We start from the raw sequence: 26,731 nt of genomic DNA, 5'->3' as shown, positions 1-26,731 counted from the left end.
CAGCCTCGGACCGGGCTCTTGTACCGCTCTTGCAGCCGACTTGACGAGGTGTCTCGGGGGCTAGCGCGGCCCGAGCACCGCGCGCCCGACCGCCTGGTGCACAGGTCGTACGACGCGCGCGTAGGCGATCCCGACTGCGAGGGACGCCACAAGCGCGAGCCACTGGTGACCGGCGTCCTCGAGCGGCGGGTAGACCTGCCAGTGGGTGAGGTAGATGAACAGGCTGGCGCCCGCGAGCACGCCCGCGGCCCGCGCGAGCAGGGGCGTCACCGGCACGTGCGGGAGCCACAGCAGCAGCAGGAACCCGCCGAGGACGATCACCTCGCGGTGCGCCTGGCCGAAGAACCCGACGACCAGCACCAGGGCCAGCCCGGAGACGAGCAGGCGCTGACGGGTGGTCGCAGCCCGCGCCCCCGCCCAGCCGAGGGCGAAGAAGAACGCCACGACGAGCGTGGTGTAGCGCTCGGTCGGGCCGGCGCGCAGGCCGACCTCGGCGACCCGCGCCACCGTGGCGACCGCGAGGACGGCGAGCGCGAAGCGGAACGACGTACGACGCTCGAGCCGGTGCAGCACCGGCAGCGTGGTCGCGGCCAGGGCTGCGGCGGTGAGCCACACCAGCGACTCGAGGAACCACAGCTGCCACTGGTCGTCCCACTCCGAGCCGTTGACCACCTCGCGGAGGAGCAGGACGGTGGTGAGGTCGTAGCTGCCGAGCACCAGGGCGACCGTGCCGACCCACAGCACCGCAGGGACGACGAGCTGCGCCAGCCCGGCGAGGCCGTGTCGCAGCCGGGTGCGGGCGCCACCGGGCGCGGAGAGCTGGAAGCGCGCGAAGTTGAACCCCGCGAGGGCCAGGAGCAGGTGGGCGCCGCCCTCGAGGCCGACCAGGTCGACGTGGCTGGCCACGACGAGCACGATCGCGAGCGCCCGCAGCGCGACCGACGTGTCGAGCCTGGTGCGCGGGCGGTCGCGGCGGGTGCGCTCGCGCGCCGCGGCGGTCGTGCCCGGCCGGGCGTCGGTGGTGCCGTCGTTGTCGGCGGTGGCGGCGAGGCGCTCGAGGTCGCCGATGCTGCGCACGTGCCAGCCGGAGGGCAGCCCGTCGGGGAAGTGGTCGGCGAGCCGGGTCGCGAGCTCGACGTAGGACAGCGAGTCGCCGCCGAGCGACACGAACGAGTCGGTCTCCGTGGCGTCGGGCCGGCCGAGGACGCGGACGACGTCGGCGCGGACGCCGCGGGCGGGCGCATCCGGCGCGCTGGTGGCGCCCTCCTCCTGCTCGACCTGCGCGGCGAGGTCGCCGAGGGCGGCGTAGTCGGGCTTGCCGCTGCCCGTGTGGGGGACCTGCGGCACGACCGTGACCCGCACGGCGTGCAGGGGGACGCCGCACTGCTCGGCCACGAGCGTCCGCGCGGCGGCGCTGCCGCGACCGCTCGTCACGAAGGCGTGGACGGCCCGGCCCGTGGCGACCACCCGGGCGTGCCGGTCGACGTCGGCGCGCAGGCTGCGCTCGACCGCGTCGAGGTCGATGCGCAGCCCGAAGACCTTCCCCCATCGGTTGCGTCGCCCGACGACCTCGAAGAGACCGTCCCGCTCCCGGGCGAGGTCACCGGTGCGCAGCTCGGTCGTGACGCGGTCCAGGGCCAGGTCGGTGGGGGCCTCGGCGTAGCCCAGCATCACGTTGGGGCCGGAGTAGACGAGCTCGCCGACACCCGGCCGGTCGTCCACGGACTCGTCGAGACGCAGGTGCCCGCCGGGGATCGCGACGCCGATGCTGGCCGGGTGCTCCTCGGCGAGGTCGGGCGGCAGCCAGGCCATCCGTGCGGTGGCCTCGGTGGCGCCGTACATCACCACGAGGTCCCACCCGCGACTGCGGCCGAACCGGCTCCAGCGGCGTACGTCGTCCGGCGCGAGTCGCCCGCCCGCCTGGGTCACCCGGCGCAGGGTGGGGAGGTCGCGGTCCTCGAAGCCACTGGCGGCCAGCAGGTCGAAGGTGTGCGGCACGCCGGCGAGGCCGGTCACCCCGGTGCGCGCGACGAGGTCCCAGAAGCACTCGTCGACGACGCTCAGGTCGGTCAGCACGACGCTCGCGCCGACGACGAGGTGGGAGTGCAGCACCGAGAGGCCGTAGCAGTAGTGCAGCGGCAGGGTGGTGACGGCGCGGTCGGCGGGGGTGAGGGCGAGGTAGTCGGCGATGGCCGCGGCGTTGCTCGCGACGTTGTCGCGCGAGAGCCGCACGAGCTTGGGGGAGCCGGTGGTGCCGGAGGTGCTCAGCAGGAGCGCGAGGTCAGGGTGCAGGTCGTGGGCGCTGCGCGAGCGGCGTACGTCGTCGTGCGCGCCGCTCGTGCAGACGATGTCGGGGTCGTAGGCGGCGACGGTCGCGTCGCGCTGGGCGGAGCGGCCGTCGGGCACGACGAGGGCGACGTGGCCGTGCTGGAGGGCGGCGAGGTAGGCGACCAGCGAGTCGAGCTCGTTGGCGCCCTCGACCAGCACGAGCCGCCGGGCGGGGCCCCACGTCGCCGCCCGGTCCGCCACGCGGCGCGCGAGGTCGGCGTGCGTGAGGACCGCGTCGCCGGCGACCACCGCGGGGGCGGCGCCGGAGCGCGCGTGGTCGAGGACCGGTCCGACCTTCCCGGACCGGTCGAGCGCGGGCTGGGGCGAGGTGAGCGTCACGGTGCGCCCGCCGGGTGGTAGGCGCGGACCAGCCCGGTCACGCGCAGGTGGACCGTGTCGCCGGGGCCCGGGCGCCGCACCCCCGCCATCCGGGCGAGCACCGAGGTGCCCTCGTCGAGGCGGACCTGCACGGCGCAGTCGTGGCCGTAGTAGCTGACCTCCTCGACCGTGCCGCGGACGCCCTCGTCGTGCGCGAGGTCGACGAAGACCTGCTCCGGTCGGATCATCAGTGCGACGGGCCCGGTGGCGGGCTCGGTCAGCACGACCTCGCCCAGCGCGCAGGTCGCGCGGGCGTCGGTGGCGGTGCCGGGCAGCACGACGGCGCGGCCCACGAACTCCGCGACCTGCGGGTCGCTCGGGGAGAGGTAGACCTCGCTCGGCGCGGCCGACTGCACCAGCCGGCCGGCCCGCATGACGGCGACCTGGTCGGCCAGGGAGAGCGCCTCGTTCTGGTCGTGGGTGACGAGCAGGGCGGTGGTGTTGGTCACCGCCAGGGCGCGTCGCACGGCGCGCGCCGTGCTGCCGCGCAGCCCGGCGTCGAGGGAGGAGAAGGGCTCGTCGAGCAGGACGATCGCCGGCGCCGGCGCCAGCGAGCGGGCCAGGGCCACGCGTTGCTGCTGGCCACCCGACAGCTCGTCGGGTCGCCGGTCGCGGAAGTCGGCGGGCAGCTCGACGAGCTCGAGCATCTCCGCGACGCGGTCCGCGCCCGTCGTGCCGCGCGCCTCGCGGGGCAGGCCGAAGGCGATGTTGGCCGCGACGTCGAGGTGCGGGAAGAGCGCGCCCTCCTGGGGGACGTAGCCGACTCGTCGCGTCTGCGGGGGCATGGGGCGTACGCCGTCGCCGACGACCACGGTGTCGCCGAAGGCGATGGCGCCCGACTCGGGGACGAGGAAGCCGGCGATGAGCCGAAGGAGGGTCGTCTTGCCGCAGCCGGACGGGCCGAGCACGGTCGTGAACGAGCCGTGCGGCACGTGGAGCGTCACGTCGTCCACGGCGCGAGTGGCCGAGGCGCCGGAGCCGAACGACTTCGTGACGCCGGTGATGGTGAGCGAGCTCATACGGGAACCCTCTCGGTCTTGGTGGCGGGGCTGTCGGTGCGCATCAGCAGCACGGTGGCGGGGATCGAGACGAGCACGAGCAGCAGCGCGTAGGGAGCGGCGGCGCCGTAGCGGAGCTCGGAGGAGGCCGACCAGAACTCGGTGGCGAGCGTGCTGGTGCCGATCGGGGAGAGCATCAGCGTCGCGGTGAGCTCGGTGGAGATCGCGAGGAACACCAGCGCCGCGCCCGCGCCGAGGCTCGGCGCGATGAGCGGCAGGGTCACCCGGCGGGCGGTCGCGAGCGGACCGTGGCCGAGGCTGTGCGCGACGTCGTCGAGCACGGTCGGCGCCTGCTCGAGCCCGGCGCGGACCGTCACCACCGCGCGCGGCAGGAAGAGGATGACGTACGCCGCCACGAGCAGCGCGGCGGTCTGGTAGACGGCCGGCACGAGGCGGAGCGAGGCCACGACGAGGGCGAGCCCGACGACGATGCCGGGCAGCGCGTTGGCGACGTAGGTGCTGCGCTCGATCACCGTGCTCGCCCAGCCGCGGTGGCGCACGGCCAGCCAGACGACCGGGATCGCCGCGAGCGTCGTGACGACCGCGCCGGCGAGCGCGAGCGCGACCGTCGCGACCAGCGCCTCGACCAGCTCGGCCACCGGGAACTCCGTCGACGTGCCGACGGCCAGCCAGCGGACCAGGGAGAAGGCCGGGACCCCGACGGCGAGGGCGACGACGGCTCCGACGGCGGCGAGCAGCGGCCACCGCCCGTGACCGAGGGCGACGCGCACCGCGCCGCGGGCGGCGCCGCGGCCCAGCCGGGCGTACCGGCGGTTGCCGCGCAGCCGCAGCTCGGCGAGCAGCAGGACCAAGCAGAGCAGGACCAGGACGCCGGCCATCGCGGTGGCGGCACCCCCGTTGAAGGTCGAGCCGTACTGGTCGTAGATGGCGGTGGTGAAGGTCGGGAAGCGCAGCAGCGACAGCGCGCCGAACTCGGCGAGCAGGTGCAGGCCGACCAGCAGCGCACCGCCGAGCACCGCGGGTCGCAGCTGCGGCAGCACGACCGTGCGGAAGGTGCGGGCGCGCGAGTGGCCGAGCGACCAGGCCGACTCCTCCAGCGCGGGGTCGAGGCGGCGCAGCATCGCCACGACGGGCAGGTAGACGAGCGGGTAGTAGGACAGCGTGACGACCATGAAGGCGCCGGTGAAGCCGTTGATGCTGCGGTCGAGCGAGACCCAGGCGTAGCCGTTGACGAAGGCGGGGACGGCCAGCGGCGCGACGAGCAGCCCGTGCCACAGGCGGCGGCCGGGCAGGTCGGTGCGCTCGACGAGGAAGGCCAGTGCGACGCCGAGCACGGCGGTGGCGGCCATGCAGACGACCGCGAGGGTGACGGTGTTGCGGAGCAGCTCGGCGATGCGCGGACGCGCCAGCAGCTCCCAGAGGTCGACGGGGCCGATGATGACCACGTAGGAGGCCACGTACACCAGCGGCACCAGCGCGAGGAGCGCCACCGCCGCCCCCGCGACGAGCAGCGGGAGCGGCGTACGGCGCCCGGTGCGGGCGGTGAGCGTGGTCAGAGGAGGCCTGCCGCGGTCATCAGCTCGGTCACCTGCGGGCCGTTGAGGGCGGCCACGTCGACCGCCGGCGGCTCGAGCTCGTCGAAGGGCTTGACCTCCGGGGCGAGGCTCGCCTCGGGGTTGAGCGGGTACTCCAGGGCGTAGGACTCCGCCATCGCCTGCTGGGCCTCGGTGCCGGTCAGCCAGGTGACGAACTCCTCCGCGGCCTCTTTGTTCTCGCTGCTGTCGAGGATGCCGGCGCCGGAGATGCTGAGGAACGCGCCCGGGTCCTGGTTGCCGAAGAAGTGCAGCGCCGAGCTGTCGGAGTCCGTCCCGTTCTCCTGGCGGTCGCGGTACCAGTAGTAGTGGTAGGCGATGCCGGCGTCGACCTCGCCGGAGTCCACCGACTGCATCACGACGAGGTTGTTCTGCACGATCACGCCGTTGGCCTCGAGGCCGGCGAGCCACTCGGCCGTGGCCTCCTCGCCCTCGAGCTCGAGGACGGCGGACACGATCGCCTGGAAGTCCGCACCGGTGGGGGAGAAGGCGACGCGGCCCTCCCACTCGGGGTCGGCGAAGTCGAGGATCGAGGCGGGCATGTCCGCCTCGGTCATCGTGTCGGTGTTGTACATCGCGACAGTCGAGCGGGCGAGGAAGCCGGTCCACGTGCGGTCGGCCGGGACGTACTGCTCGGGGATCGACGCGGTCGCCGACTCGGGGAGCTCGGCGAACAGGCCTTCGTTGTCGACGATGCTCATCGCGGGGGAGTTCTCGGTGAGGAACACGTCGGCCGGGGAGTCGCCACCCTCCTCGACGATCTGGTTGGCCATCTCGAGGTCCTTGCCGTTGCGCAGCTCGACGTCGAGGCCCGACTCCTCCTCGAACAGCGGCACGATCTCGTCGAGCAGCTGCTCGTGCTGGGCGTTGTAGACCACGAGGTCGGGCGAGCCGAAGACGCCGCACCCCGACAGGGTCGAGGCGGTCAGGAGGGTGGCGGCCAGGGCCACACTGGCGCGCGTGGTCGCGCGGCGCGGGGAAGGGGTCACGGGGGGCGTCCTTACTTTGCTTAGGCTGCCCTAACTCTAGACCCGGAGGCCGTGCGGCGGGGAATCGCGTACGTCACACGGACCGGCCACGTGAACGACCGAGCCTGGGGGTTAGCGATCGCTAACCTGCCCCGCTATTCTCGCTCCATGACCTTCGAGCTGTCCCCCGAGCACGAGCAGTTCCGCCGCAGCGTCCGCGACTTCGCCGAGGCCGAGATCGCGCCGCACGCCGCGCAGTGGGACCGCGACCACCACTTCCCGACCAACGTGGTCCAGAAGATGGGCGCGCTCGGCCTGATGGGGCTCACCGCCCCGGAGGAGTTCGGCGGCGCGGGCATGGCCGGCGAGGACGGCGGGTTCACCTCGCTGTGCCTGGCGATCGAGGAGGTCGGCCGCGTCGACCAGTCGATGGGCATCACCCTCGAGGCGGCGGTCGGGCTCGGGATCAACCCGATCCTGACCTTCGGCACCGACGAGCAGAAGAAGACCTGGCTGCCCGACCTCGTCGCCGGTGAGAAGATCGCGGGCTTCGGCCTGACGGAGCCGGGCGCCGGCTCGGACGCCGGGGCGACGAAGACCAAGGCAGTGCTGGAGAACGGCGAGTGGGTCGTCAACGGCTCGAAGCAGTTCATCACCAACTCCGGGTCCGACATCACCTCGCTCGTCACCGTCACCGCCCGCACCGGTGAGCGCGCCGACGGGCGACCGGAGATCTCGACGATCATCGTCCCCTCCGACACCCCCGGCTTCACCGCCGAGAAGGCCTACGACAAGCTCGGCTGGCACGCCTCCGACACCCACCCGCTGTCGTTCAGCGACGCGCGCGTGCCGGAGTCGCACCTGCTCGGGGAGCGGGGCCGCGGCTACGCCCAGTTCCTCGCCACGCTCGACGACGGCCGGGTCGCGATCGCCGCGCTCGCGGTCGGCTGCATCCAGGCCTGCCTCGACATGTCGCTGCAGTACGCCGGTGAGCGCCAGACCTTCGGCGGGCCCATCGGGCGCAAGCAGGGCCTCGCCTTCCAGGTCTCCGACCTGCAGGTGATGCTCGACGCCTCGCGCCTGCTGACCTACAAGGCCGCGGCGATGAAGGACGCGATGGACGCCGGGTCCTCCTCGGTCACCATGGGGTCCTTCAAGCAGGCGGCCGCCGTCGCCAAGCTCTACGCCACCGAGTCGGCGGTCACCGCGACCCGCATCGCGACGCAGGTCTTCGGCGGCTACGGATTCATGGAGGAGTACCCCGTCACGCGGTTCTACCGCGACGCGAAGGTCCTCGAGATCGGTGAGGGCACCTCGGAGGTCCAGCGGATGCTGATCGCGCGGGGTCTCGGCCTGCCGGTCGAGTGAGCCGTGCTCAGGCCGGCCGCGGGGCGTACATGATCACCGCGACGCCGACCAGGCAGACCAGCGCGCCGCCGACGTCGTAGCGGTCGGGGCGGAAGCCGTCCACGACCATGCCCCAGGCCAGCGAGCCGGCCACGAACACGCCGCCGTACGCCGCCAGGATCCGCCCGAAGTGGGCGTCGGGCTGCAGGGTGGCGACCAGGCCGTAGAGGCCCAGGGCGATGAACCCGGCGCCGACCCACAGCCAGCCGCGGTCCTCGCGCAGGCCCTGCCACACCAGCCACGCGCCGCCGATCTCGGCGAGGGCGGCCAGGGCGAAGAGGACGAGCGACGCGACGACGGTCATGGGCGGGAGTCTGGCAGCCGGGTCGGCACGATCCCGTCGTCAGGTGTCGGCCGGCGAGGACGTAGTCGATCGTCAGGGCGGGGAGCTCCCGACGCCTGACCGTCGCCACGGCCGGCGGTCGGGTGGACTGGGTGTGGCCGGTCGGGAGGGTCGTCGTCACGCTGCCGTCCGGCTCGGGTCTGGCCCGCCAACGCGGAGCCTGTTTCGCGTGGTTGCACGCTTCGCACAGACCCTGCCCGTTGTGTCCCGCGGTGGGACCGTCGGCATCGTGGGGCTGCACGTGGTCGACGTGGCGGGTGCGGGCGTCCATGCTGACCAGCTCGCCGGTGGTGGGCGAGGCGTAGAGCCGGCGGATGGTCACGACCTCGTCCGCGCTGAGGGCGCCGCACACGATCTCCCTCGCCAGCTCGGCGGGGATCGGGCCGAAGCCCTCGAGGTGTGCTGCGTCGTCCGCGCCGCCGAACAACGCGGCGTCGGTCATCACCACGCCGAGGGCGACCGGGAGTGACCGCAGCGTCTTCCTCGCCCTGGTGACGGGCTCGCCGCCCGTGTCGTCCTCGGACCTTGTCGTGGCGCCGCCGAGGACGGACTGGACGAGGGCGTCCGCCATCACCTGGCCGCGCGTTCGTGGATCGCCCTCCGCCCGTGCGCTGTCCGCCTCGCGGCTCAGTTTCGCGAAGGCGGCGACGCCGTCCTTGACCGGCAGCAAGGTGGTCAGCCAGACCATGCTGTCCGGCGCGGGTCGGATCGAGACGTGGCGCTCGGACTCGGCCTTGCGGCGCCGAGCCACCTGTGCGGCCGCGTCGAGCCGGGCGCCCTCGTCCTGTGCGGACGAGACGACCTGACGATCGCTCATCGCCTCGAGCTCGTCGTGGTCGGCAGCGAGCGCCTCGTCGACGAGCAGCCGGTGCTCGAGGGAGAGACAGGAGGTCTCCCGCGCGATCAGCGTGGCCCGCCACTCGGTGATTCGACCGGCCCGCCAGGCGGCCCACGTGTGGGGGAGCTCGCGACGCACGACCCGCGCCAGCCCGAGGTGGCGCTGGCCGCGGTGGGGCGACTCCCGCCGCGCGAGGGCGACCTGCGCGGCGACACCCTGGCCGCGCCGGGCGGACGGGACGCCCAGCGCCTCGTGGTCGGCCTCGACGGAGTCGGCCAGCTCGGCCGCCAGCGCTGCCTGCGCTGCGCTCACCGTGCAGGCCAGCTCCTCCAGCGCCCGGATCGCGTCGACGCGACCGGCGTCGTCGAGCCTGCTCGGGCCGTCGAGCGCGGCCTGCACCTCGCGCCGCGTCGCCGTGATCGCGGCTGCGGTGAGAGGAGATCGACTGGCGGGCATGTGACCAATGAAGCAGGAGGGTCCGACAGTCGGAGGCCGACATGTGGTCAGACTCGCCGAAGTCGGTCCTGTGGATGATTGCTGGTCCGAGGAACGGTCGCGTCGCAAAACCGAGCGCGTCGTTGGGGGACCTCAGTCTCGTGGACTCGCTGACCTGGTCAGCAGATGCAGGGTCGACTGGTAGTGCTCGGTGACGACGCCGCCGAGCTCGTCGGCGGCGCGCGCGACGGCGTCCACCTCCGGCTCGCTCCAGTCGCTGAACGTCCGGAAGAGACGGCGTACGTGGTCGGTGTCCAGGTCGATCGACCAGCGCCAGTGCTCCGTCCGCTCGGGTTCGAACCAGCCCCCGGCCGCGAGCTCGTCCATCGTGGGCCGGGCCTCGACGCGGGGCGCGCCCGGCTCGCGCGGGCGCTGGGCGACGACGTGCGCCACCCGTCGCCGGAACTCGGTGTCGACGCTGTCGTCCCCGAACAGGTGGCGCCACACGGCCAGCCGGCCTCCGGGCCGCAGCGCCGCGTGGAGCCGCGGCAGGCCGATCGAGAGGTCGACCCAGTGCATCGAGGTCGCTGCCACGGCAGCGCTGAAGCCTCCGTCGGGGAGAGTGGCGTCCTCGAGGCCGGTGAGCAGCACGGATGCTTCTGGGACCTCACGCCCGAGCAGCCGGGCGAGCTCCCGCCCGGGCTCGATGGCCACGACCTCGCTGCCGGCACGGACCAGCTCCCGCGTGGCCAGGCCCGACCCGGCGCCGACCTCGAGCACCCTGGTGCCCGGACCGATGACGCCCTGCTCCGCGAGGAGGTCGTAGAGCCGTGACGGGTACGGCGGCCGCGCGCCGGCGTACTGGGCCGCCATCCGCTCGAAATGCATCCCTGACACCGAGGCGACGCTACAAGAGGACCTCGATCTCCCTCTGGCGACGGATCCGGCGGGGGCAGCCGTCACCTAGGCTCGCGTGCCGTGCCCGTCTCCTCGCCCCCCGCAGTCCCGGCCCGCCTGCGCACGGCGCGCTGGTTCGGCGTCGACGACACGTGGGAACGCCCCCGCCCACCGCTGGGGCGCCAGGACGTCGTGCTGGCCGCGAGCGTCGAGGCGGTCAGCCTGCTCGCGCTGGAGCTCGTACGCAGCGCCGGCGGGCTCGACCACACCGACGCCCCGGTGTGGACGCAGTGGCTCGCCGTGTCGACGGGGGCCGCCCTGCTCCTGGGCCGGCGCCGCTGGCCGCTCGTGGTCGCGAGCCTGGCCGCGCTGCACATGTTCGTCGCCGGCGTGACCATGCCGCAGGTGATGGGGCAGGTGTCGCTGCAGATCGTCTACTTCGTCGCCCTGCTCTCCGGCGTCGCCTACGCCCGGGACCGGCGCGCGATGGTCGTCGTGATCGGCACGATCGTGCTGTTCATGTTCGCCTGGATCACCTGGCAGTTCGCCGTCGGCTCGGCCGCCCAGGACATGGTCGACGCGACGGAGGACGGCGAACGGGTGGGGCTGTTCCCCGCCATCCCCGCGGCCGTGGCGATCACCCTGCTGGTCAACGTCATCTACTTCGGCGGCGCCATCGTCGGCGGTGGTGTGTCCTGGCGGGCGGCCCGGCAGCGCATCCGCCTGCAGGAGCAGGCCGGCACCATCGCCGCCCAGGCCGGCCGGCTACGCGAGCAGGCCGTCCTCGACGAACGCCTGCGCATCGCCCGCGAGCTGCACGACGTCGTGGCCCACGGCGTCTCCGCGATGGGCATCCAGGCCGGCGCGGCGCGGCGGGTGCTCGACCGCGACCCCGAGGCCGCGCGGACGGCCCTGACGCACGTCGAGGAGGCCTCCCGCGACGCGCTGACGCAGATGCGGCGCCTGCTCGGCACCCTGCGCGAGGGCCCCGCGGACCGCGAGGTCGACGGTGACGGCGACGCGGACACCGGGAGCCGCGACCGTACGTCGGAGGCGGGCGTCGACGACCTGCCCGACCTGGTCGCCCAGGTGCGCCGGGAGGGGCTCGCCGTGCACCTCGACGTCGTCGAGGACCGGCCGAGCGCCACGAGCAGCCTGCCCCGCGGCATCGGCCTGGCGATCTACCGCACGGTCCAGGAGGCGCTGACCAACGTCCGTCGGCACAGCACCGCCGACACCGTCTCGGTGGTGGTCCGCGTCGACGGAGCCGCCGCCTACGCCGAGGTGGAGGTCGTCGACAACGGCCGACCCCGGCACGGCACCTCGGGCAGCGGGCTGGGACAGCTCGGCATCCGCGAGCGCGCGGCCACGCACGACGGCCAGGTCGACATCGGGCCGCGCGTGACCGGCGGCTACCGGGTCCGCGTCCGCTACCCCCTCACGGCGTCGTGATGGAGCGCCCGCTGACGGTCCTGCTCGTCGACGACCACGCGATGGTGCGCTCCGGCTTCGCCATGGTCCTGTCCGTCGAGGACGACATCGAGGTCGTGGGCGAGGCCGCCGACGGGCTGGAGGCGATCGAGCAGGCCCGCGCGACCCGCCCCGACGTGGTGCTGATGGACGTCCAGATGCCCCGGATGGACGGCATCGAGGCCACCCGCCACCTCGTCGCCGACGACCTCGGGAAGGTCGTCATCGTGACCACCTTCGACCGCGACGACTACCTCTTCGACGCGCTGCGGGCAGGTGCGAGCGGCTTCCTGCTGAAGAACGCCGGGCCGGAGCAGCTCCTCGACGCCGTACGCGCGGCGGGCCGTGGGCACGCGCTGCTCGCGCCGGAGGTGACCCGCCGCGTCATCGGCCAGATGGCCGGCGGGTCGAGCGCGGGAGCCGACGGCACTGTGGGCGGCACGGAGGGCGGCACGGGCCCCGACCGGGCCGAGCCGAAGGAGCTCGCGCTGCTCACCGCGCGCGAGCGGGAGGTGCTCGTGCTGCTCGGCCGGGGCCTGTCCAACGGGGAGATCGCCGGCACGCTCGTGCTGGGCGAGGCGACGGTGAAGACGCACGTGTCCAACGTGCTCGCCAAGCTGCACCTGCGCGACCGCGTGCAGGCGGTCATCTACGCCTACGAGGCCGGTCTCATCCTCCCGACGGAGGAGTGAGCGACCCGCGCGGGGAGTCCGCCGCGAGGTTCCGTCGCGCGACGGATCACACGGGTCCCTCCCGTCACTAACGTCGTCGTCATGTTGGAGATCAGGGAGCTGACCAGGCGGTTCGGGGACAACGTCGCCGTGGACCACGTGTCGTTCGACGTGCCGGCCGGGCTGATGACCGGCTTCGTCGGCGGCAACGGTGCGGGCAAGACCACGACCATGCGGATGATGATGGGCGTGCTCGGCATCGACGAGGGTGAGGTGCTCTGGCAGGGCCGGGCCATCACCCGGCACGACCGCCGGCGGATCGGCTACATGCCCGAGGAGCGTGGCCTCTACCCCAAGCAGCCGATCCTCGACCAGCTCGTCTACATCGCCCAGCTCAAGGGCATGGAGCGGGTCGCCGCCCGCACCCAGGTGACCGAGCTGCTCGAGCGGTTCGGGCTGGGGGAGCGGACCAAGGACCACCTGGAGAAGCTGTCGCTGGGCAACCAGCAGCGGGTGCAGATCATCGCCTCGGTGCTGCCCCGCCCGGCCGCGCTCGTCCTCGACGAGCCCTTCTCGGGACTGGACCCGAAGGCGGTCGACTCGATGGTCGACCTGCTGAGGGAGTACACCCGCGACGGCGTGCCGGTCCTCTTCTCCAGCCACCAGCTCGACCTCGTCGAGCGCCTGTGCGACCGCCTGGTCGTGCTGGCCCAAGGACGCCGGGTCGCCGCCGGGACGGTTGCGGAGCTGCGCGACGCGGGGGTGCCGCGCTTCCGCCTCGTCCTCGGCGGCGACGCCGGTTGGGTCCGTGACCTCCGCGGGCTCGAGGTCCTCGACCTCGACGGCGCGACCGCGCTGGTGGAGGTCCGCCAGGACGGCGCCGAGCAGCACCTCGTCGCCCAGGCGACCAGCCGCGGCGACGTCCACGAGTTCGTCCGGGTCCGCCCGGCCCTCAGCGAGATCTACCGGGAGGCCACCGCATGAGCACCGACCAGCCCACCAACCAGCCCACCAACCAGCCCGGCAACGAGGCGCGTGGGTCCGAGCCCGCCTGGCTGCTCGTGACGCGCCGTGAGGTCGTCTCGCGCATCACCGACAAGTCCTTCCTCTTCGGCACGGCGTTCATGGTCGTGCTGATCGCCGGCTTCATCGGCTTCAACGCGTGGCAGGAGGAGCGGACCGACCAGGTCACGCTGGCCGCCACGCCCGACTCGGTCGCGATGGCCACGGCGGTCGCCGACGGCGCGCCGGAGGTCGACGAGGACGTCGAGGTGACGGTCGTCGAGGTCGACGACCGGGAGGCGGCCGAGGCCGCCCTGCTCGACGACGAGGCCGACGCCTGGCTCCACCCGGGCGACGACGGCTGGCAGCTGACCTCGGAGTCGAGCGAGCAGGGATCGCTGACCGGCGTCGTGGAGGCGGTCGTCAGCCAGCAGGTGCTGGCCGACAACGCCGCCGACGTCGGCACCACGGTGGAGGCCCTGCAGGCCGGCAGCACGGTCAGCACCGACTTCCTGCGCGGGGACGCCGAGAAGGCGGGCGTGGCCCATGCGGTCGGCTTCGTGTTCGTCTTCCTCTTCTACTTCGCCGCCCTCGTCTTCGGCATGCAGCTCGCGTCGTCGGTGATCGAGGAGAAGCAGAGCCGGATCGTCGAGATCATCGCGGCCGCCATCCCGCTGCGGCACCTGCTCGCCGGCAAGGTGCTCGGCAACACCGCCCTGGCCATGATCCAGCTGCTGGTCTACCTCGCCGTCGGCCTCGTGGGGCTGTCGTTCACGTCCTACTCCTCCTACGTCCCGGCGCTGTCGGGTCCGACGGCCTGGTTCATCGCCTTCTTCTTCGCGGGCTTCGTCGCCCTCGCCTGCCTGTGGGCGGTCGCGGGGTCGCTCGCCTCCCGCACCGAGGACCTGCAGGCGACCTCGACGCCGCTGACGATGCTGATGCTCGTGATGTTCTTCGGCGGCCTGTCGCTCGACGGCCGGGGGCAGGTCATCGCGTCCTTCGTCCCGCCCGTGTCGGCCGTCGTGATGCCCAAGCGCATCCTGGCCGGCGGGGTGGAGTGGTGGGAGCCGCTGCTGGCCCTGGGCCTGCTGGCCGCGTTCGCCGCGGTCACGGTCTGGGTCGGCGAGCGCCTCTACCGCCGGGCGCTGCTGCAGACCGGTGGGCGGGTGAGCCTCCGCCAGGCGTGGTCCGCGGCCGAGTGACCCCGGGCGGGGACCTCAGAAGAACCCGACCAGGGACGAGGTCCCCGTCACGACCGCCCAGAACCGCAGCCCGCGTCCGAGCAGCCCGGTGACCATGAAGATCCAGAAGGGCACCCGCAGCGTCCCGGCGAGCACGGCGGTGACGGCGTACGGCGGGATGCCGGTGCTGGCGGAGACGAAGAGCAGGCCGGCCGTGAACCACGGCCGGCCCTCCGCACGCTCGTGCCACTTGTCCAGCGATGCCCGCACCTTGGGCTTCTCGAGCTGGCGGTGGACCCAGGGGGCCCGGTCGAGGTGCATGCCGCCCCAGTACCAGAGGATCTTGCCGAGCATCTGCCCGATCGTCGCGGCCACCAGCAGGCCCCACAGCTGGCCGGGAGCCTGGCTGACCGAGACCACCAGGATGGCCTCGATGTTGATGAGCGGCACGAGGGCGGAGGCGATCGAGGCGCCCAGCACGCTCCAGAGCAGCATCAGCGCGCGGCTCCGGGGACCGGCAGGCCGATCTGCACCAGGCGGCGCAGCGACACGCACTTGAGCACCAGGAGCGCCGAGGCGATCGCCAGGCCGACCCACATCCAGCCGGTGACGAGCAGCAGCACGGCGAAGAGGGCGCTGTTGACCGCCTTGGCCGGCTTGGACCAGTTCCACAGCCAGATGGTGCGGTCGACGACGAAGAAGTAGTTGGGGCTACGGATCGGCCAGGCGAGGAACGCGATCGACAGGAAGCAGTCGACGACCATGAACTCCGCCAGATAGACGAAGATCGCCGGCGACAGGTCGGGCTGCAGCCACGCGAGGCCGATGTAGAACGCGGCGGCGTTGAGCCGGTCGCACATGATGTCGAGCACGGCCCCGATGCGGGTCTCGCAGTCGCGCACCCGGGCGTAGAAGCCGTCGAGCATGTCGCCGACCCAGTAGACGCCCAGGGCGACGACCAGCATCGTCAGGCTCTGCTGGTGGGCGGCCATCGCCGCGAGCACGACGGAAGCGATGGTGCGGACGGCGGTGATGACGGTCGCGCCCGTCAGCAGCCGCTCCTCGCGGATGCCGTAGCGATCGCCGGGATCGTCCGGCCCCCCGGCCGGCTCCTCTGTCGTGCCCCCCTGCACCCCGCTCCCCACGCCCGGGATGCTATCGGGTCAGGTCCACAGGTCGGGCCACGCGTGGCCGAGCTCGAGCACCAGCTCGCGCAGCAGCGGCAGGCTCACGCCGACCACGTTGTGGTGGTCGCCCTCGATGCCGCGCACGAAGGCGCCGCCTAGCCCGTCGATGGTGAACGCGCCGGCCACGTGCAGCGGCTCGCCGGTGGCCACGTAGGCGTCGACCTCCTCGTCGTCGACGTCGGCGAAGTGCACCACGGTCGACCCGGTCGCCGCCGCCACCCGTCCCGTGGCCACCTCGCGCAGGCTGTGGCCGCTGTGCAGCACCGCGGTGCGCCCGCGCATCGCCCGCCACCGGTCCCGGGCCTCGTCGGCGTCGCGGGGCTTGCCGAGCGCCTCGCCGTGCCCGTCGGAGCCGGGCGCGACCTGCAGCTCGAGCACCGAGTCGCAGCCCAGGACGAGCGCGCCGGGAGGTACGTCGTCCCGCGCGGCGACCGCGGCGCACTTGAGCTCGGCGAGCTGGAGCGCCAGCTCGGCCGGCGGAAGGCCGTCCACCTGGTCCTCGTCGACGCCGCTCACGATCACGACCGGCTCGATGCCGGCGGCGCGCAGGGTGGCCAGGCGCGCGGGGGAGGCCGAGGCGAGGACGAGCGGGACGCGGGCGGTCGTCACAGCCGCCCCAGCGCCGTGCGCAGCGGGTCGAGGCCGAGCGAGCCCAGGTCGAGCGCCGCGCGGTGGAAGGCCTTCAGGTCGAAGCCGGCGCCCTGGCGCTGCCGGACCTCCTCGCGGGCCTCGAGCCAGATGCGCTCGCCGACCTTGTAGGACGGGGCCTGGCCCGGCAGGCCGAGGTAGCGCTTGACCTCGAACTGGATGACCTCGTCGTCCATCCGGCAGTGCAGCCGCATGAACTCCAGGCCCAGGTCCGGCGTCCAGGTCTCGCCGGGGTGGAACGGGGCGCCGCCGGGCCCGAGCCGGTTGTCGGGGATCTCGAGCTCGAGGTGCATGCCGATGTCGACGATCACGCGTGCGGCGCGGAGCGACTGGCCGTCGAGCATGCCGAGCAGGTCGGCCGGGTCGTCGAGGAAGCCGAGCTCCTCCATGAGCCGCTCGGCGTAGAGCGCCCAGCCCTCCCCGTGGCCGCTGCACCAGCACATGAGCCGCTGCCAGCGGTTGAGGGTGTCGCGGCGGTAGGCCGTCTGCGCGACCTGCAGGTGGTGGCCGGGCACCCCCTCGTGGAAGACGGTCGTCACCTCGCGCCAGGGGTGGAAGTCGTCGATGCCGTCGGGCACCGACCACCACATGCGGCCCGGTCGCTCGAAGTCCTCCGAGGGGCCGGTGTAGTAGATGCCGCCGTCGTTGGTGGGCGCGAGCATGCACTCGATGCGCCGGATCGGCTCGGGGATGTCGAAGTGCACGTCGGTCATCGCCTCGATCGTGCGGTCGGCGAGGTCCTGCATCCAGTCGCGGAACGCCTCGCGCCCGTGGACGACGCGCTCGGGGTCGGCGTCGAGGTGCGCCACCGCGGCGTCGACGTCGGACCCGGGGAGGATCCGCTCGCCGGTGGCGTCCATCAGGTCGGACAGGCGCTGGAGCTCGGCCCAGCCCCAGGCGTAGGTCTCGTCGAGGTCGACCTCGGCGCCGAGGAAGTAGCGGCTGGCGAGGGCGTAGACCTCGCGCCCGACGCCCTCGCGCTCCTTGCCCTGGGGCTCGAGCTCGTCGGTGAGGAACAGCCCGAAGGCCGCGGTGGCGGCGCTCGCGGCGCCGGCCAGGGCGCGCAGCTCGGCGCGGTCGCCGCCCTGCAGGCGGTCGACGAGCCCGAGGTAGAAGTCGCCCGCCTCGCCGACCTGCCCGGTCCAGCGGCGCACCTGCTCGGCCACCTCGGCGTACTGCCGCGAGGCGACGACGTTGCCCTTGCGCGCCTCGTCGGCCAGCGTGACGCGCAGCCCCTCGAGCGCGGCGGGCACCCCGGCGAGCCGGGCCGCGACGGCCGCGACGGCCTCCTCGCCCTCGGTGGGCATCAGGTCGAAGACGCCGCGGACCTCGTGCAGGGGGCTCCACAGCACCGACATGCGCGAGCGGTTGACGCCCGCCTCCTCCAGCTCGATCTCCAGCCGGGTGCGCTCGAGGAACGCGTCCCTGGCCGCGGCCTCGCGGTCGTCGACGGGTGTCGCGGCCTCGACGGCGGCCACCGCACGACGGGCCAGCTCGAGGCGCGCGTCGAAGCCGGAGGGGGAGAAGTCGGTCATCTCGTGCTCGTGCCCGGCGACACCGATCGAGGTGGCGGTCAGCGGGTCGAGGGCGCAGTAGTCGTCGACGTAGGCGTCGCACAGGGCGTCGATGGGGCGGGTCACGCTCGCGACCCTAGCCTCCACCCGACAGTGGAGCGCGCGGCCGCTAGGTCGGGCCGGTCGCTCCACTGTCGACGACCGGGCACCGCGGTCCGCACGGTCGCAGCGCCCCGGTCCACCCGCGCAGCTGCAGCACCTGTCCGACGATCGCGGCGAGGCGACACGGCTCGAGGACCTGTGCCCAACCGGGGCGGAGCGTGACGTGGTCGCTCACCGACGCGTCGAGGTCGCGCTGCAGGTCCGCCCAGCGGTCGACGGAGTCGCGGTGGCCGAAGGCGCCGTCGAGCTCGACGAGCGTGCGCTGCTCGGGATACCGGACGTCGCGGAACACGACGCCCGCCCCGGTGTGCTGACGCAGCTGGCGCTCGCCCGAGGGCAGGCCGTGCGCGCGCTCGACGTCGCGCAGGTAGCGGCGCTCGAGGACCGACCGCGTGCCCGCAGCGACGTCGGCGAGCACCTCGGTGAGCAGCGCGCGCTGCCGAAGCCGGGGGAGGGCGGCGATCGTCGCCACCAGACGGTCTGCGGTGGTGAGGCCCTGGTGGACCGCGTCGGACAGCAGCGCCACCGCTCCCGCCTCGTCACGGTCCGCCGCGGCTTTCAGGACGGCGTACTCGAACGCGGCCCTTGGCGGCCGGCGGGGCTGCACCCACCTCTGGTGCCCGGCCACCCGCTCGAGGACCACGCCGGCAGGTGGCGTGATGCGGCGGTCCCGGTCGACGAGGAGGTGGATGGGCGGCTGGTACGACGTCGGGGTCCGGTCGCGGCTCATCCCGTGGGCGTCCAGGGCGGACTCCCGGTGCAGGGCGGCCGGGGCGCACGCGAGCACGGCGGCCCACTCGAGCTGCCGCCGACTCGGGCGGCCGGTGTGCGTCACGTAGACGCGCGGGTGCACCTCGACGAGGTCGCGTCTCGCGAGCATCCGCCTTACGTCGGCCCGCGAGGCGCCGATCGACACCAGCTGGTTACGCGCGACCACGCCGTCCTGCGCGCGCAGCAGCTGGCGCAGGGCTGGCAGGTCCAGCGAGCTCGGCGTACGGGTGGGCATGTCCCGACCATCGCCCGCCCGAGCGTGCCCGCGCCACCGCGCGGATGTCGCCTGTGGACAGTCGCGCGCCGACAGTGGAGCGCGCGGCCGCTAGGTCGGGCCGTCGGCTCCACTGTTGAGGGAGGTCGGTCACGGAGCGACGGTGAGCGACAGGCCCTGCCAGTCGTAGCGGGTGCCGTCGGTGACCGCGACGTAGAGCCAGCCGTAGCCGGCGACGGTCGGCGTGCCCGAGAGGACTCCGCTCGGGGAGAGCGTCAGTCCGGGAGGGAGCTCGGCCAACGACGACCACGTGACGCCGGGCTGGTTGCCCACCGTCGTGAGCTGGTGGGTGTAGGGCTGTCCGACCTCCCCGGGCGGGACGTCCTCGAAGCGGGGGTCGTAGTAGATCCGCAGCAGCTCGGCGGCGCTGGGCAGCACCCTGATGGTGAACGTCCTGCTGCCCGAGCGTCCGCCGAGGACGGCGGTGGCGGTGAAGGTGTAGAGGCCGGCGACCGTCGGCCGCCCGAAGACGTAGGACTCCTCGATCAGGTCGTCGTAGTCCATCTCGAGGCCGGGAGGGAGTGCGCCGGCCGTGACCGACCAGGTCGCGCCATCGGGGCAGGGGGTGCAGCTCAGCTCCTGCTCGCCGCGGGAGGTGAAGGACCCCTCGGGATAGTCGACGCCGACGGCGCCGTCCTCCAGGGGCCACGTCGTCACCGTCAACGATCCCGGCGCGCTCGTGAACGACACGGTGCGGGTGGCCGAGCCGACGACGTTCGTGGCGCGTACGTCGACCTGCCAGGTCCCGACCTGGGAGGGAGCGCCGCTCACCACCCCGGCGGGGGACAGGTCGAGGCCCGGGGGGAGGGCGCTGAGCGCCGACCACGTCAGCTCGCCGCCACCTCCGACCAGGTTGGCCTGGTACGGCACGTGCACCTCGGTCGTCGGCAGCGAGGCCGTGGCGATGCTGGGCATCGTGGGCGCGCCCTCGGCACGGGTCCGGATCGAGGCGCGCGGGGAGTCGGCGCCGTACATCAGGGCGGAGCCGTCGACGGACACCCAGTAGTCCGCCTGCCCGACCTCGGCCATCCGGTGGGTAATGGCGACGGCGCCGCCGGGGCCGATCGTGGCGGTGCGCAGGGTGGTCGGGGCGCGGAACGGACCTCGCAGCAGCCGGACCGACCGGCCTGCGAGCTCCGGCGCCGTCCGCGCGGTGAACGTCCAGTCCTCGTCCTTGTAGGCGTCGCGGCCGCCCGGAGCGACGGCGAAGTCGGTGAGCGGCGCGAACACGTCGACCTGCCTCTTGGGCGACGTCGACCGGGCCCAGGTCCTCGTCCCCTTGTAGGTCGCGACCCAGGTGCTGCGCACGCGGACGGTGACGGTGGCACGCCACCGGCCCCGGCGGTCGGTGGTGGCGGTGGCGACCTTGACGGAGCCCTTGGCCGTCGCGGTCCGCTGCCGGATCACCACCTTCTGGCGCTTGAGCGCCGTACGGCCCGCGGTGAGCTTGCCGGAGAGCGTCACGCGGGAGCCGTAGACGGCCTCCTCGGCGCTCGTCCTGAGGGTCAGCTTCGTCGGCCGGGCAGCCTGCACCCTCGGGTGCACGTCGCCGGGCCCGGCGGACGCGGGCACGGCGGCGAGGCCGCTCGTGGTGAGCGCGCCCGCGACCAGCAGCACCAACCATCGACGAGCTGACATGGTCCACCCCCACCGGAGTCCTGCGGTGACGGCAACGTACGTCCGCGCGAGCGGCGGCGGGGGCCGTGGGCCGAACGTCGGGTGAACCTTGACGCAGTGGTCCAGTCAGGTCGCGGGCTGCGGGCCTACTGCGGCAGACCGCTGGCGCGCCAGGCGCCCGGGCCGCTGCGGTGCGTGCGTCGTACGCCTCGCGCGGGGTGGCTCCACGTCGACCGGGGCCGCTCCGGCGCCTGGCCGCCGTCCGACCCGAGGGCGGAGAACACCGCGACGAGCGCGGCGATCTCCTCGGGGGTGGCGTCGGGGTTCACGACCGTGAGCACGGGCTGCGGTCGCTGCTCGTCCGTCACAGCGGGATGTTCCCGTGCTTCTTGGGCGGGAGGGTCTCCCGCTTGGTGCGCAGCAGCCGGAGCGAGCGGATGATCTCGATGCGCGTCTCGTGGGGGGCGATGACGGCGTCGATGTAGCCCCGCTCGGCGGCGATGTAGGGGTTGGCGAGGGTGGTCTCGTACTCGTCGATGAGCTCGGCGCGCCGGGCCTCGACGTCCCCGCCCTCCTCGGCGACCTTCTTCAGGGTCTTGCGGTGCAGGATGTTGGCCGCGCCCTGGGCGCCCATCACGGCGATCTGGGCGGTGGGCCAGGCGACGTTGATGTCGGCGCCGAGGTGCTTGGAGCCCATGACGTCGTAGGCGCCGCCGTAGGCCTTGCGGGTGATGACGGTGACCAGCGGGACCGTGGCCTCGGCGTAGGCGTAGATGAGCTTGGCGCCGCGGCGGATGATGCCGTCCCACTCCTGGTCGGTGCCGGGCAGGAAGCCGGGCACGTCGACGAAGGTCAGCACCGGGATGTTGAACGCGTCGCAGAAGCGCACGAACCGTGCGGCCTTCTCCGAGGCGTCGATGTCGAGCGTGCCGGCGAACTGCATCGGCTGGTTGGCGACCACGCCGACCGACTGGCCCTCGACGCGGCCGAAGCCGATCAGGATGTTGGGGGCGAACAGCTCCTGGACCTCGAGGAAGTCCTCGTCGTCGAGCACGGCCGTGATCACGTCGTGCATGTCGTAGGGCTGGTTCGCGCCGTCCGGGATGATCCGGTCCAGGGCCCGGTCGGTGCCGGTGACCTCCATGTCGGGCACCTCGTCGAAGGTCGGTGCCGGGTCGAGGTTGTTCTGCGGGAGGAACGACAGCATCGCCTTGACGTACTCGAGGGCGTCCTCCTCGTCGGAGGCCATGTAGTGGGCGTTGCCCGACTTGGTGTTGTGGGTGCGCGCGCCGCCGAGGTCCTCCATCGTGACGTCCTCGCCGGTGACGGTCTTGATGACGTCGGGCCCGGTGATGAACATCGCCGAGGTCTGGTCGACCATGATCGTGAAGTCGGTGACCGCGGGGGAGTAGACGTGGCCGCCGGCGCAGTTGCCCATGATCAGGCTGATCTGCGGGATGACGCCCGAGGCGTGCACGTTGCGGCGGAAGATCTCGCCGTAGAGGCCGAGGGAGACCACGCCCTCCTGGATGCGGGCGCCGGCGCCCTCGTTGATGCCGATGATCGGGCAGCCGGTCTTGATGGCGAGGTCCATCACCTTGGTGATCTTCTCGCCGTAGACCTCGCCGAGCGAGCCGCCGAAGACGGTGAAGTCCTGGCTGAAGACGCACACCATCCGGCCGTTGACCTCGCCGTAGCCGGTGACCACGCCGTCGCCGTAGGGACGGTTCTTCTCCAGGCCGAACGCGGTCGAGCGGTGCCGGGCGAGCTCGTCGAGCTCGACGAAGGTGCCCTCGTCGAAGAGCATCTCGATCCGCTCGCGCGCGGTCCTGCGGCCCTTGGCGTGCTGCTTCTCGATCGCCTTCGCCGACCCGGCGTGCACCGCCTCGTCGAGGCGTCGCTCGAGGTCCGCGAGCTTTCCGGCGGTGGTGTGCAGGTCGAGGTCGGCGGGGACGTCGGTGCCCTCACCCGGCTGTGCGCTCATGTGGGGCAATCTAGACCCCATGACGTCCAGCCCGGCACCTCGCCCACCACTCGACCTCGACCGCGTCGCGGCGCCCGCGGGGTGGCGCGTGGAGGTCGTCGAGTCCACCCCGTCGACCAACGCGGCGGTCGTTGAGCGCGCCCGTGGCGGGGAGCAGCCGGGGCTCGTCCTCGTCACCGAGCACCAGACCGCCGGGCGCGGCCGCCTCGACCGGTCGTGGGAGACCCCGGCCCGCTCGTCGCTGACGTTCTCGGTGCTGCTGCGCCCCGACGTGCCGCCCGCGTCGTGGTCGTGGCTGCCGCTGCTGACCGGGTACGCCGTCCAGGCAGCGCTGGCCGACCGCCTGCCCGACGTCGCGCTCAAGTGGCCCAACGACGTGCTCGTCGACGACGGGTCGGGCACCGGCCGCAAGGTCTGCGGCATCCTCGTCGAGCGGGTCGAGACCGACGACGGCCCGGTGGCGGTCGTCGGCGTCGGCATCAACGTCGACCAGACGCTCGACGAGCTCCCCGTCGCGCTGGCCACCTCGGTCTCCCTCGAGACGGGGGAGCCGGTGGAGCGGACCGGCCTGCTGAGCCAGGTGCTCGGCTCGCTGCGCGGGCTGCAGGGCCTGCTCGACGACGTGGAGTCGCTGCGCCGGGCCTACGCCGACGTGTGCGTGACGCTCGGCCGGACCGTCGACGTCCACCTGCCCGGAGGCGACGTACGACGCGGTGAGGCGCTCGACATCGACGCGAGCGGCGCGCTCGTGGTCGGCACCGACGACGGGGCGTTCACGGTTGCCGCGGGCGACGTCGTGCACGTGCGTCCCGCCTAGCAGGGTGCGACGCCGGGTGACATGATCGGCGCGTGGCGTTCCCGAGCAAGCTCCTCAACCCCGGTGAGCACGTCGTCGTCTCCACCCGCACGCACCCCAAGGCGCTCATCGGTCCGGTCCTCGTGCTGCTCCTGCTCGTCGCCGCGGTGGTCGTGCTCAGCCGGGTCACGGACTCGACGGCGGTCGGGGCGGTCGCCGGCGCGGTCTCGGTCCTCGTGGCGATCTGGTTCGTGCTGAGGCCCGTGGTGGCGTGGCTGACCACGACCTACACGTTCACCAACCGTCGCTTCATCAAGCGCTCCGGCTTCATCGCCAAGGAGGGCCGCACCATCCCGCTCAACCGCATCAGCGGCGTGGACTTCGAGATCGGCGTCATCGACCGGGTCTTCGGCTGCGGCACGCTGGTCGTCTCCGACGCCAGCACCTCCGGCAGCGTCATGCTCCACGACGTCCCCGACGTCGAGAAGGTGCAGCTGCAGGTCTCCGAGGAGCTGCACCGCCTCTCGAGTGGCGACCGCAGCGACGATGGCGCCTGACCGCAAGCGCCGCGGCGGACCCCGGGACGACGGCCCGCACGGGGCGCCCGGGGAGCAGCTCGACCACGCCATCCTGCGCAGCGAGCCGGCCTTCAACGCCCTCGAGGTGGCCGCCGAGACAGGGGTGACGATCGAGCAGACCCGCCGGCTGTGGCGCGCGCTCGGCTTCCCCGAGTTCAGCGGCGAGAAGGCCTACACGGCCGCCGACATCGAGGCCGTCTCGACCCTCATGGGCTTCGTCGACTCCGGGGCGGTCGACTTCGACACGGCCGTCAACCTCACCCGCGGCGTGGGCCAGACCATGGCCCGCCTCGCCGACTGGGAGGTCTCCACGCTGGTCAGCCGGGTGGAGGAGATGGAGGCGGGCGACGAGGCCACCGGCTCGCGCATCGGGTCGGCGATGCGGCTCATCGACGAGGTCAACCCGCCCTTCGAGCGGCTCCTGGTCTACGCCTGGCGCCGCCACCTCGCCGCCGCCGTCGGCCGGATCGAGGCGATGGGCGCCAAGGACGAGGACCTCCACACCATCGACGTGAGCGTCGGCTTCGCCGACCTGGTCTCCTTCACCGCGCTGTCCAACACCCTCGACCGCGACGAGATCGGCGACCTCGTCGAGGTCTTCGAGAGCCGGTGCCAGGACGTGGTGGCCCGCTACGGCGGCCGCATCATCAAGAGCCTCGGCGACTCGGTCCTCTTCGTCACCAACACCGCCGAGGAGGCCGTCGGGGTGGCCGAGGGGATCATCAACGTGATCGGCCGCGACCCCAAGATGCCCGACGTCCGGCTCGGCCTGGCCAGCGGTCCCGTCGTCCAGCGCCTCGGCGACATCTTCGGGCCGCCGGTCAACATGGCGGCCCGGCTGACCCAGGTCGCGCGCCGCAACCGGCTCATCGTCGACCAGAACACCGCCGACCTGCTCCCCGACGAGGAGTGGGAGGACCGGCGGCTGCCGGCCCGCCCGGTGCGCGGCTTCGGGCTCGTGGAGCCGGTGGCCGTACGCCGCCGCTGACCCGCCGCTGACCCGTCGCTGACCCGCCGGCCGTTGGCTCGAGGTGGACCAGACCAGTCGTCCACAATTCACCCATAAGGACCACCTCGGGGTCGGCGGATCCCTACGTTTCACCGCGTGTTGGCTGTGCAGGACGTACGACTCGACCCCACCTCGCGACAGGTGTGGCGTGGCGACCGCGAGATCAGGCTCTCCCGCAAGGAGTTCCAGCTCCTGCACGCCCTGATGGCGCGCCCGGGCGACATCGTCACCCGCGGCGAGCTGATGGCCGACGTGTGGCAGACGTCGTTCTACACCAACTCCAAGACCATCGACGTGCACCTGGGGTGGCTGCGCCGCAAGCTCGGCGACGACCCTCGCAACCCCACGCTGATCACCACCCACCGCGGTCGCGGGCTGCGCTTCGAGCCGGTCGCCGGCAGCGTCGTCAGCTGACCCTCCGGCCGAGGCCGGACGCCGCCGGCGCAGGCACCTTCTATAGGCTCCGGTCGTGTCCTCGACCGGCTCGCACCGCGCTCCCACGCTCGCTGTCATCGGGGGCGGCCAGCTGGCCCGCATGATGGCCCAGCCCGCCATCGCGCTCGGGCTGCCGCTGCGCCTGCTCGCCGAGGCCGAGGGCGTCTCGGCCGCCCAGGTGATCCCCGACCACCTGGTGGGCGACTACACCGACCTGCCGACGCTCCGCAAGGTCACCGACGGAGCCGCCGTGGTCACCTTCGACCACGAGCACGTGCCGACGGCCCACCTGCACGCGCTGGCCGACGAAGGCATCGCCGTCCGCCCCGGCCCCGAGGCCCTCGTCCACGCCCAGGACAAGGCGGTGATGCGCCGCCGCCTCGGCGAGCTCGACGTCCCGTGCCCGCGCAACGCCGTCGTCACCTCGACCGCCGACGTCGAGGCCTTCGGCCTGCCGTGCGTGCTGAAGACCACCCGCGGCGGCTACGACGGCAAGGGCGTGTGGGTGGTGCGCGCCCTCGACGAGGCGCAGGTCGCCTTCGACACCGCCGCAGCGGCCGGCGTCGAGGTGCTGGCCGAGGAGCTGGTCGACTTCCGTCGCGAGCTCTCGGCCCTGGTCGCCCGTGCCCCGAGCGGGCAGGCCGCGGCCTACCCCGTCGTCGCGTCCACCCAGCTCGACGGCATCTGCCACGAGGTCGTGGCCCCCGCCCCGGACCTCGCGCCCGCCCTGGCCGGTCAGGCGCAGGAGATCGCCCTGCGCGTCGCCGGTGCGCTCGACGTCACGGGCATCCTCGCCGTCGAGCTCTTCGAGACGACCGACGGCCGGATCCTGGTCAACGAGCTGGCGATGCGTCCGCACAACACCGGCCACTGGACCCAGGACGGCGCCGTGACGTCCCAGTTCGAGAATCATCTCCGCGCCGTCATGGACCTCCCGCTGGGCTCGCCGGCCCCACGTGAGCGCTGGACCGTGATGGTCAACATCCTCGGCGGACCCACCGACAGCGGCCACCTCTACGACGGCCTGCCGCACGCGATGGCCCGCGACCCGCAGCTGCGGGTGCACCTCTACGGCAAGGACCTGCGACCCGGCCGGAAGGTCGGCCACGTCAACGCCTACGGCGACGACCTCGAGGACTGCCTCGAGCGCGCCCGGCACGCCGCCGCGTGGTTCCGCGGCGACCTGGGCAACGAGAGCGAGTGAGCACGGCGGATGGGAGCCACGAC

24 protein-coding genes and 1 pseudogene are annotated in these 26,731 nt (G+C 73.1%); 10 read left to right on the top strand and 15 right to left on the bottom strand.

The annotated features are described in order from the left end of the window. Nucleotides 1-60: 60 nt before the first annotated feature. From NCI01_RS11525 to NCI01_RS11510, 4 genes are all read right to left on the bottom strand, one after another. The gene (locus NCI01_RS11525; protein ID WP_254181622.1) at nt 61-2,667 is read right to left on the bottom strand and encodes an AMP-binding protein; all 2,607 of its coding nucleotides are present in this window, start codon (nt 2,665-2,667) and stop codon (nt 61-63) included. After that, complete coding sequence (locus NCI01_RS11520) at nt 2,664-3,725, bottom strand: ABC transporter ATP-binding protein (protein ID WP_254181621.1); 1,062 nt, start codon at nt 3,723-3,725, stop codon at nt 2,664-2,666. Before NCI01_RS11520 ends, NCI01_RS11525 begins: the two co-directional genes overlap by 4 nt. Further along, nucleotides 3,722-5,215 (bottom strand): ABC transporter permease, encoded by a 1,494-nt coding sequence (locus NCI01_RS11515; protein ID WP_254181620.1) that lies wholly within the window; start codon nt 5,213-5,215, stop codon nt 3,722-3,724. Before NCI01_RS11515 ends, NCI01_RS11520 begins: the two co-directional genes overlap by 4 nt. Nucleotides 5,216-5,277: 62 nt before the next feature. Next, nucleotides 5,278-6,306, bottom strand: a complete 1,029-nt coding sequence (locus tag NCI01_RS11510) for an iron ABC transporter substrate-binding protein (protein ID WP_254181619.1) — start codon at nt 6,304-6,306, stop codon at nt 5,278-5,280. Nucleotides 6,307-6,453: 147 nt separating this feature from the next. Between NCI01_RS11510 and NCI01_RS11505 the strand changes: the two genes are divergently transcribed. After that, nucleotides 6,454-7,653 (top strand): acyl-CoA dehydrogenase family protein, encoded by a 1,200-nt coding sequence (locus tag NCI01_RS11505; RefSeq protein ID WP_254181618.1) that lies wholly within the window; start codon nt 6,454-6,456, stop codon nt 7,651-7,653. 7 nt (nt 7,654-7,660) lie between these two features. Here the strand turns inward: NCI01_RS11505 and NCI01_RS11500 are convergent, their stop codons facing one another. The 3 genes and pseudogenes from NCI01_RS11500 to NCI01_RS11485 all read right to left on the bottom strand — a co-directional run bounded on the left by NCI01_RS11500 (nt 7,661) and on the right by NCI01_RS11485 (nt 10,196). Beyond that, entirely contained in the window at nt 7,661-7,996 is a 336-nt protein-coding gene (locus tag NCI01_RS11500; protein ID WP_254181617.1) for a YnfA family protein, read from the bottom strand. Nucleotides 7,997-8,240: 244 nt separating this feature from the next. Continuing rightward, nucleotides 8,241-9,329, bottom strand: a pseudogene (locus NCI01_RS22950) (DUF222 domain-containing protein); the annotation flags it as partial. 132 nt (nt 9,330-9,461) lie between these two features. After that, complete coding sequence (locus NCI01_RS11485; protein WP_254181677.1) at nt 9,462-10,196, bottom strand: class I SAM-dependent methyltransferase; 735 nt, start codon at nt 10,194-10,196, stop codon at nt 9,462-9,464. Nucleotides 10,197-10,286: 90 nt separating this feature from the next. Between NCI01_RS11485 and NCI01_RS22745 the strand changes: the two genes are divergently transcribed. The 4 genes from NCI01_RS22745 to NCI01_RS11465 all read left to right on the top strand — a co-directional run bounded on the left by NCI01_RS22745 (nt 10,287) and on the right by NCI01_RS11465 (nt 14,550). Next, complete coding sequence (locus NCI01_RS22745) at nt 10,287-11,657, top strand: sensor histidine kinase (RefSeq protein WP_254181614.1); 1,371 nt, start codon at nt 10,287-10,289, stop codon at nt 11,655-11,657. Beyond that, entirely contained in the window at nt 11,657-12,367 is a 711-nt protein-coding gene (locus NCI01_RS11475; RefSeq protein ID WP_254181613.1) for a response regulator, read from the top strand. The genes NCI01_RS22745 and NCI01_RS11475 overlap by 1 nt, the downstream gene beginning before the upstream one ends. Before the next feature lie 81 nt (nt 12,368-12,448). After that, nucleotides 12,449-13,330: an ABC transporter ATP-binding protein gene (locus NCI01_RS11470; RefSeq protein ID WP_254181612.1), complete on the top strand. Its 882-nt coding sequence runs from the start codon at nt 12,449-12,451 to the stop codon at nt 13,328-13,330. Continuing rightward, complete coding sequence (locus NCI01_RS11465) at nt 13,327-14,550, top strand: ABC transporter permease (protein WP_254181611.1); 1,224 nt, start codon at nt 13,327-13,329, stop codon at nt 14,548-14,550. Before NCI01_RS11470 ends, NCI01_RS11465 begins: the two co-directional genes overlap by 4 nt. A gap of 15 nt (nt 14,551-14,565) precedes the next feature. Here the strand turns inward: NCI01_RS11465 and NCI01_RS11460 are convergent, their stop codons facing one another. The 8 genes from NCI01_RS11460 to NCI01_RS11425 all read right to left on the bottom strand — a co-directional run bounded on the left by NCI01_RS11460 (nt 14,566) and on the right by NCI01_RS11425 (nt 22,686). After that, nucleotides 14,566-15,024: a VTT domain-containing protein gene (locus NCI01_RS11460; RefSeq protein ID WP_254181610.1), complete on the bottom strand. Its 459-nt coding sequence runs from the start codon at nt 15,022-15,024 to the stop codon at nt 14,566-14,568. Further along, nucleotides 15,024-15,674 carry a CDP-alcohol phosphatidyltransferase family protein gene (locus NCI01_RS11455; RefSeq protein ID WP_254181609.1) on the bottom strand — a complete coding sequence of 217 codons (651 nt, stop codon included), beginning with the start codon at nt 15,672-15,674 and terminating at the stop codon, nt 15,024-15,026. Before NCI01_RS11455 ends, NCI01_RS11460 begins: the two co-directional genes overlap by 1 nt. A gap of 18 nt (nt 15,675-15,692) precedes the next feature. Then, entirely contained in the window at nt 15,693-16,325 is a 633-nt protein-coding gene (locus tag NCI01_RS11450; protein WP_254181608.1) for a Maf family protein, read from the bottom strand. Further along, nucleotides 16,322-18,004 carry a DUF885 domain-containing protein gene (locus NCI01_RS11445; RefSeq protein ID WP_254181607.1) on the bottom strand — a complete coding sequence of 561 codons (1,683 nt, stop codon included), beginning with the start codon at nt 18,002-18,004 and terminating at the stop codon, nt 16,322-16,324. Before NCI01_RS11445 ends, NCI01_RS11450 begins: the two co-directional genes overlap by 4 nt. 43 nt (nt 18,005-18,047) lie before the next feature. After that, entirely contained in the window at nt 18,048-19,046 is a 999-nt protein-coding gene (locus NCI01_RS11440) for a hypothetical protein (protein WP_254181606.1), read from the bottom strand. 129 nt (nt 19,047-19,175) lie between these two features. Next, nucleotides 19,176-20,723, bottom strand: coding sequence for a putative Ig domain-containing protein (locus NCI01_RS11435; protein ID WP_254181605.1), 1,548 nt, complete (start codon nt 20,721-20,723; stop codon nt 19,176-19,178). Nucleotides 20,724-20,848: 125 nt separating this feature from the next. After that, nucleotides 20,849-21,070, bottom strand: coding sequence for an acyl-CoA carboxylase subunit epsilon (locus NCI01_RS11430; RefSeq protein ID WP_254181604.1), 222 nt, complete (start codon nt 21,068-21,070; stop codon nt 20,849-20,851). Then, nucleotides 21,067-22,686, bottom strand: a complete 1,620-nt coding sequence (locus NCI01_RS11425; protein WP_254181603.1) for an acyl-CoA carboxylase subunit beta — start codon at nt 22,684-22,686, stop codon at nt 21,067-21,069. The genes NCI01_RS11430 and NCI01_RS11425 overlap by 4 nt, the downstream gene beginning before the upstream one ends. Nucleotides 22,687-22,705: 19 nt before the next feature. Here NCI01_RS11425 and NCI01_RS11420 point away from each other — a divergent pair, with 19 nt between their 5' ends. The 5 genes from NCI01_RS11420 to NCI01_RS11400 all read left to right on the top strand — a co-directional run bounded on the left by NCI01_RS11420 (nt 22,706) and on the right by NCI01_RS11400 (nt 26,708). After that, nucleotides 22,706-23,503: a biotin--[acetyl-CoA-carboxylase] ligase gene (locus NCI01_RS11420; protein ID WP_254181602.1), complete on the top strand. Its 798-nt coding sequence runs from the start codon at nt 22,706-22,708 to the stop codon at nt 23,501-23,503. A gap of 32 nt (nt 23,504-23,535) precedes the next feature. Beyond that, a complete protein-coding gene (locus tag NCI01_RS22740; protein ID WP_254181601.1) occupies nt 23,536-24,039 on the top strand; it encodes a PH domain-containing protein in 504 nt (167 codons plus the stop codon). Continuing rightward, complete coding sequence (locus NCI01_RS11410; protein WP_254181600.1) at nt 24,029-25,048, top strand: adenylate/guanylate cyclase domain-containing protein; 1,020 nt, start codon at nt 24,029-24,031, stop codon at nt 25,046-25,048. The genes NCI01_RS22740 and NCI01_RS11410 overlap by 11 nt, the downstream gene beginning before the upstream one ends. A 117-nt stretch (nt 25,049-25,165) precedes the next feature. Then, nucleotides 25,166-25,483, top strand: coding sequence for a winged helix-turn-helix domain-containing protein (locus NCI01_RS11405; protein ID WP_254181599.1), 318 nt, complete (start codon nt 25,166-25,168; stop codon nt 25,481-25,483). 55 nt (nt 25,484-25,538) lie between these two features. Then, a complete protein-coding gene (locus NCI01_RS11400; RefSeq protein WP_308213214.1) occupies nt 25,539-26,708 on the top strand; it encodes a 5-(carboxyamino)imidazole ribonucleotide synthase in 1,170 nt (389 codons plus the stop codon). The last annotated feature ends 23 nt before the right edge of the window (nt 26,709-26,731 follow it).

The sequence above is a fragment of the Nocardioides pinisoli genome, assembly GCF_024199985.1.
Taxonomy (GTDB): Bacteria; Actinomycetota; Actinomycetes; order Propionibacteriales; family Nocardioidaceae; genus Nocardioides; species Nocardioides pinisoli.
The sequence above is the reverse complement of the archived record's forward strand: the minus strand, read 5'-3'. Positions and strand labels throughout refer to the sequence as shown.

Bases quoted from the DNA above. Each gene is read 5' to 3' on its own strand.
- NCI01_RS11435 (WP_254181605.1), bottom strand. From the start codon at position 20,723: ATGTCAGCTCGTCGATGGTTGGTGCTGCTGGTCGCGGGCGCGCTCACC.
- NCI01_RS11440 (WP_254181606.1), bottom strand. From the start codon at position 19,046: ATGCCCACCCGTACGCCGAGCTCGCTGGACCTGCCAGCCCTGCGCCAG.
- NCI01_RS11410 (WP_254181600.1), top strand. From the start codon at position 24,029: ATGGCGCCTGACCGCAAGCGCCGCGGCGGACCCCGGGACGACGGCCCG.
- NCI01_RS11465 (WP_254181611.1), top strand. From the start codon at position 13,327: ATGAGCACCGACCAGCCCACCAACCAGCCCACCAACCAGCCCGGCAAC.
- NCI01_RS11460 (WP_254181610.1), bottom strand. From the start codon at position 15,024: ATGCTGCTCTGGAGCGTGCTGGGCGCCTCGATCGCCTCCGCCCTCGTG.
- NCI01_RS11470 (WP_254181612.1), top strand. From the start codon at position 12,449: ATGTTGGAGATCAGGGAGCTGACCAGGCGGTTCGGGGACAACGTCGCC.
- NCI01_RS11475 (WP_254181613.1), top strand. From the start codon at position 11,657: ATGGAGCGCCCGCTGACGGTCCTGCTCGTCGACGACCACGCGATGGTG.
- NCI01_RS11520 (WP_254181621.1), bottom strand. From the start codon at position 3,725: ATGAGCTCGCTCACCATCACCGGCGTCACGAAGTCGTTCGGCTCCGGC.
- NCI01_RS11485 (WP_254181677.1), bottom strand. From the start codon at position 10,196: ATGCATTTCGAGCGGATGGCGGCCCAGTACGCCGGCGCGCGGCCGCCG.
- NCI01_RS11420 (WP_254181602.1), top strand. From the start codon at position 22,706: ATGACGTCCAGCCCGGCACCTCGCCCACCACTCGACCTCGACCGCGTC.
- NCI01_RS11425 (WP_254181603.1), bottom strand. From the start codon at position 22,686: ATGAGCGCACAGCCGGGTGAGGGCACCGACGTCCCCGCCGACCTCGAC.
- NCI01_RS11505 (WP_254181618.1), top strand. From the start codon at position 6,454: ATGACCTTCGAGCTGTCCCCCGAGCACGAGCAGTTCCGCCGCAGCGTC.
- NCI01_RS11500 (WP_254181617.1), bottom strand. From the start codon at position 7,996: ATGACCGTCGTCGCGTCGCTCGTCCTCTTCGCCCTGGCCGCCCTCGCC.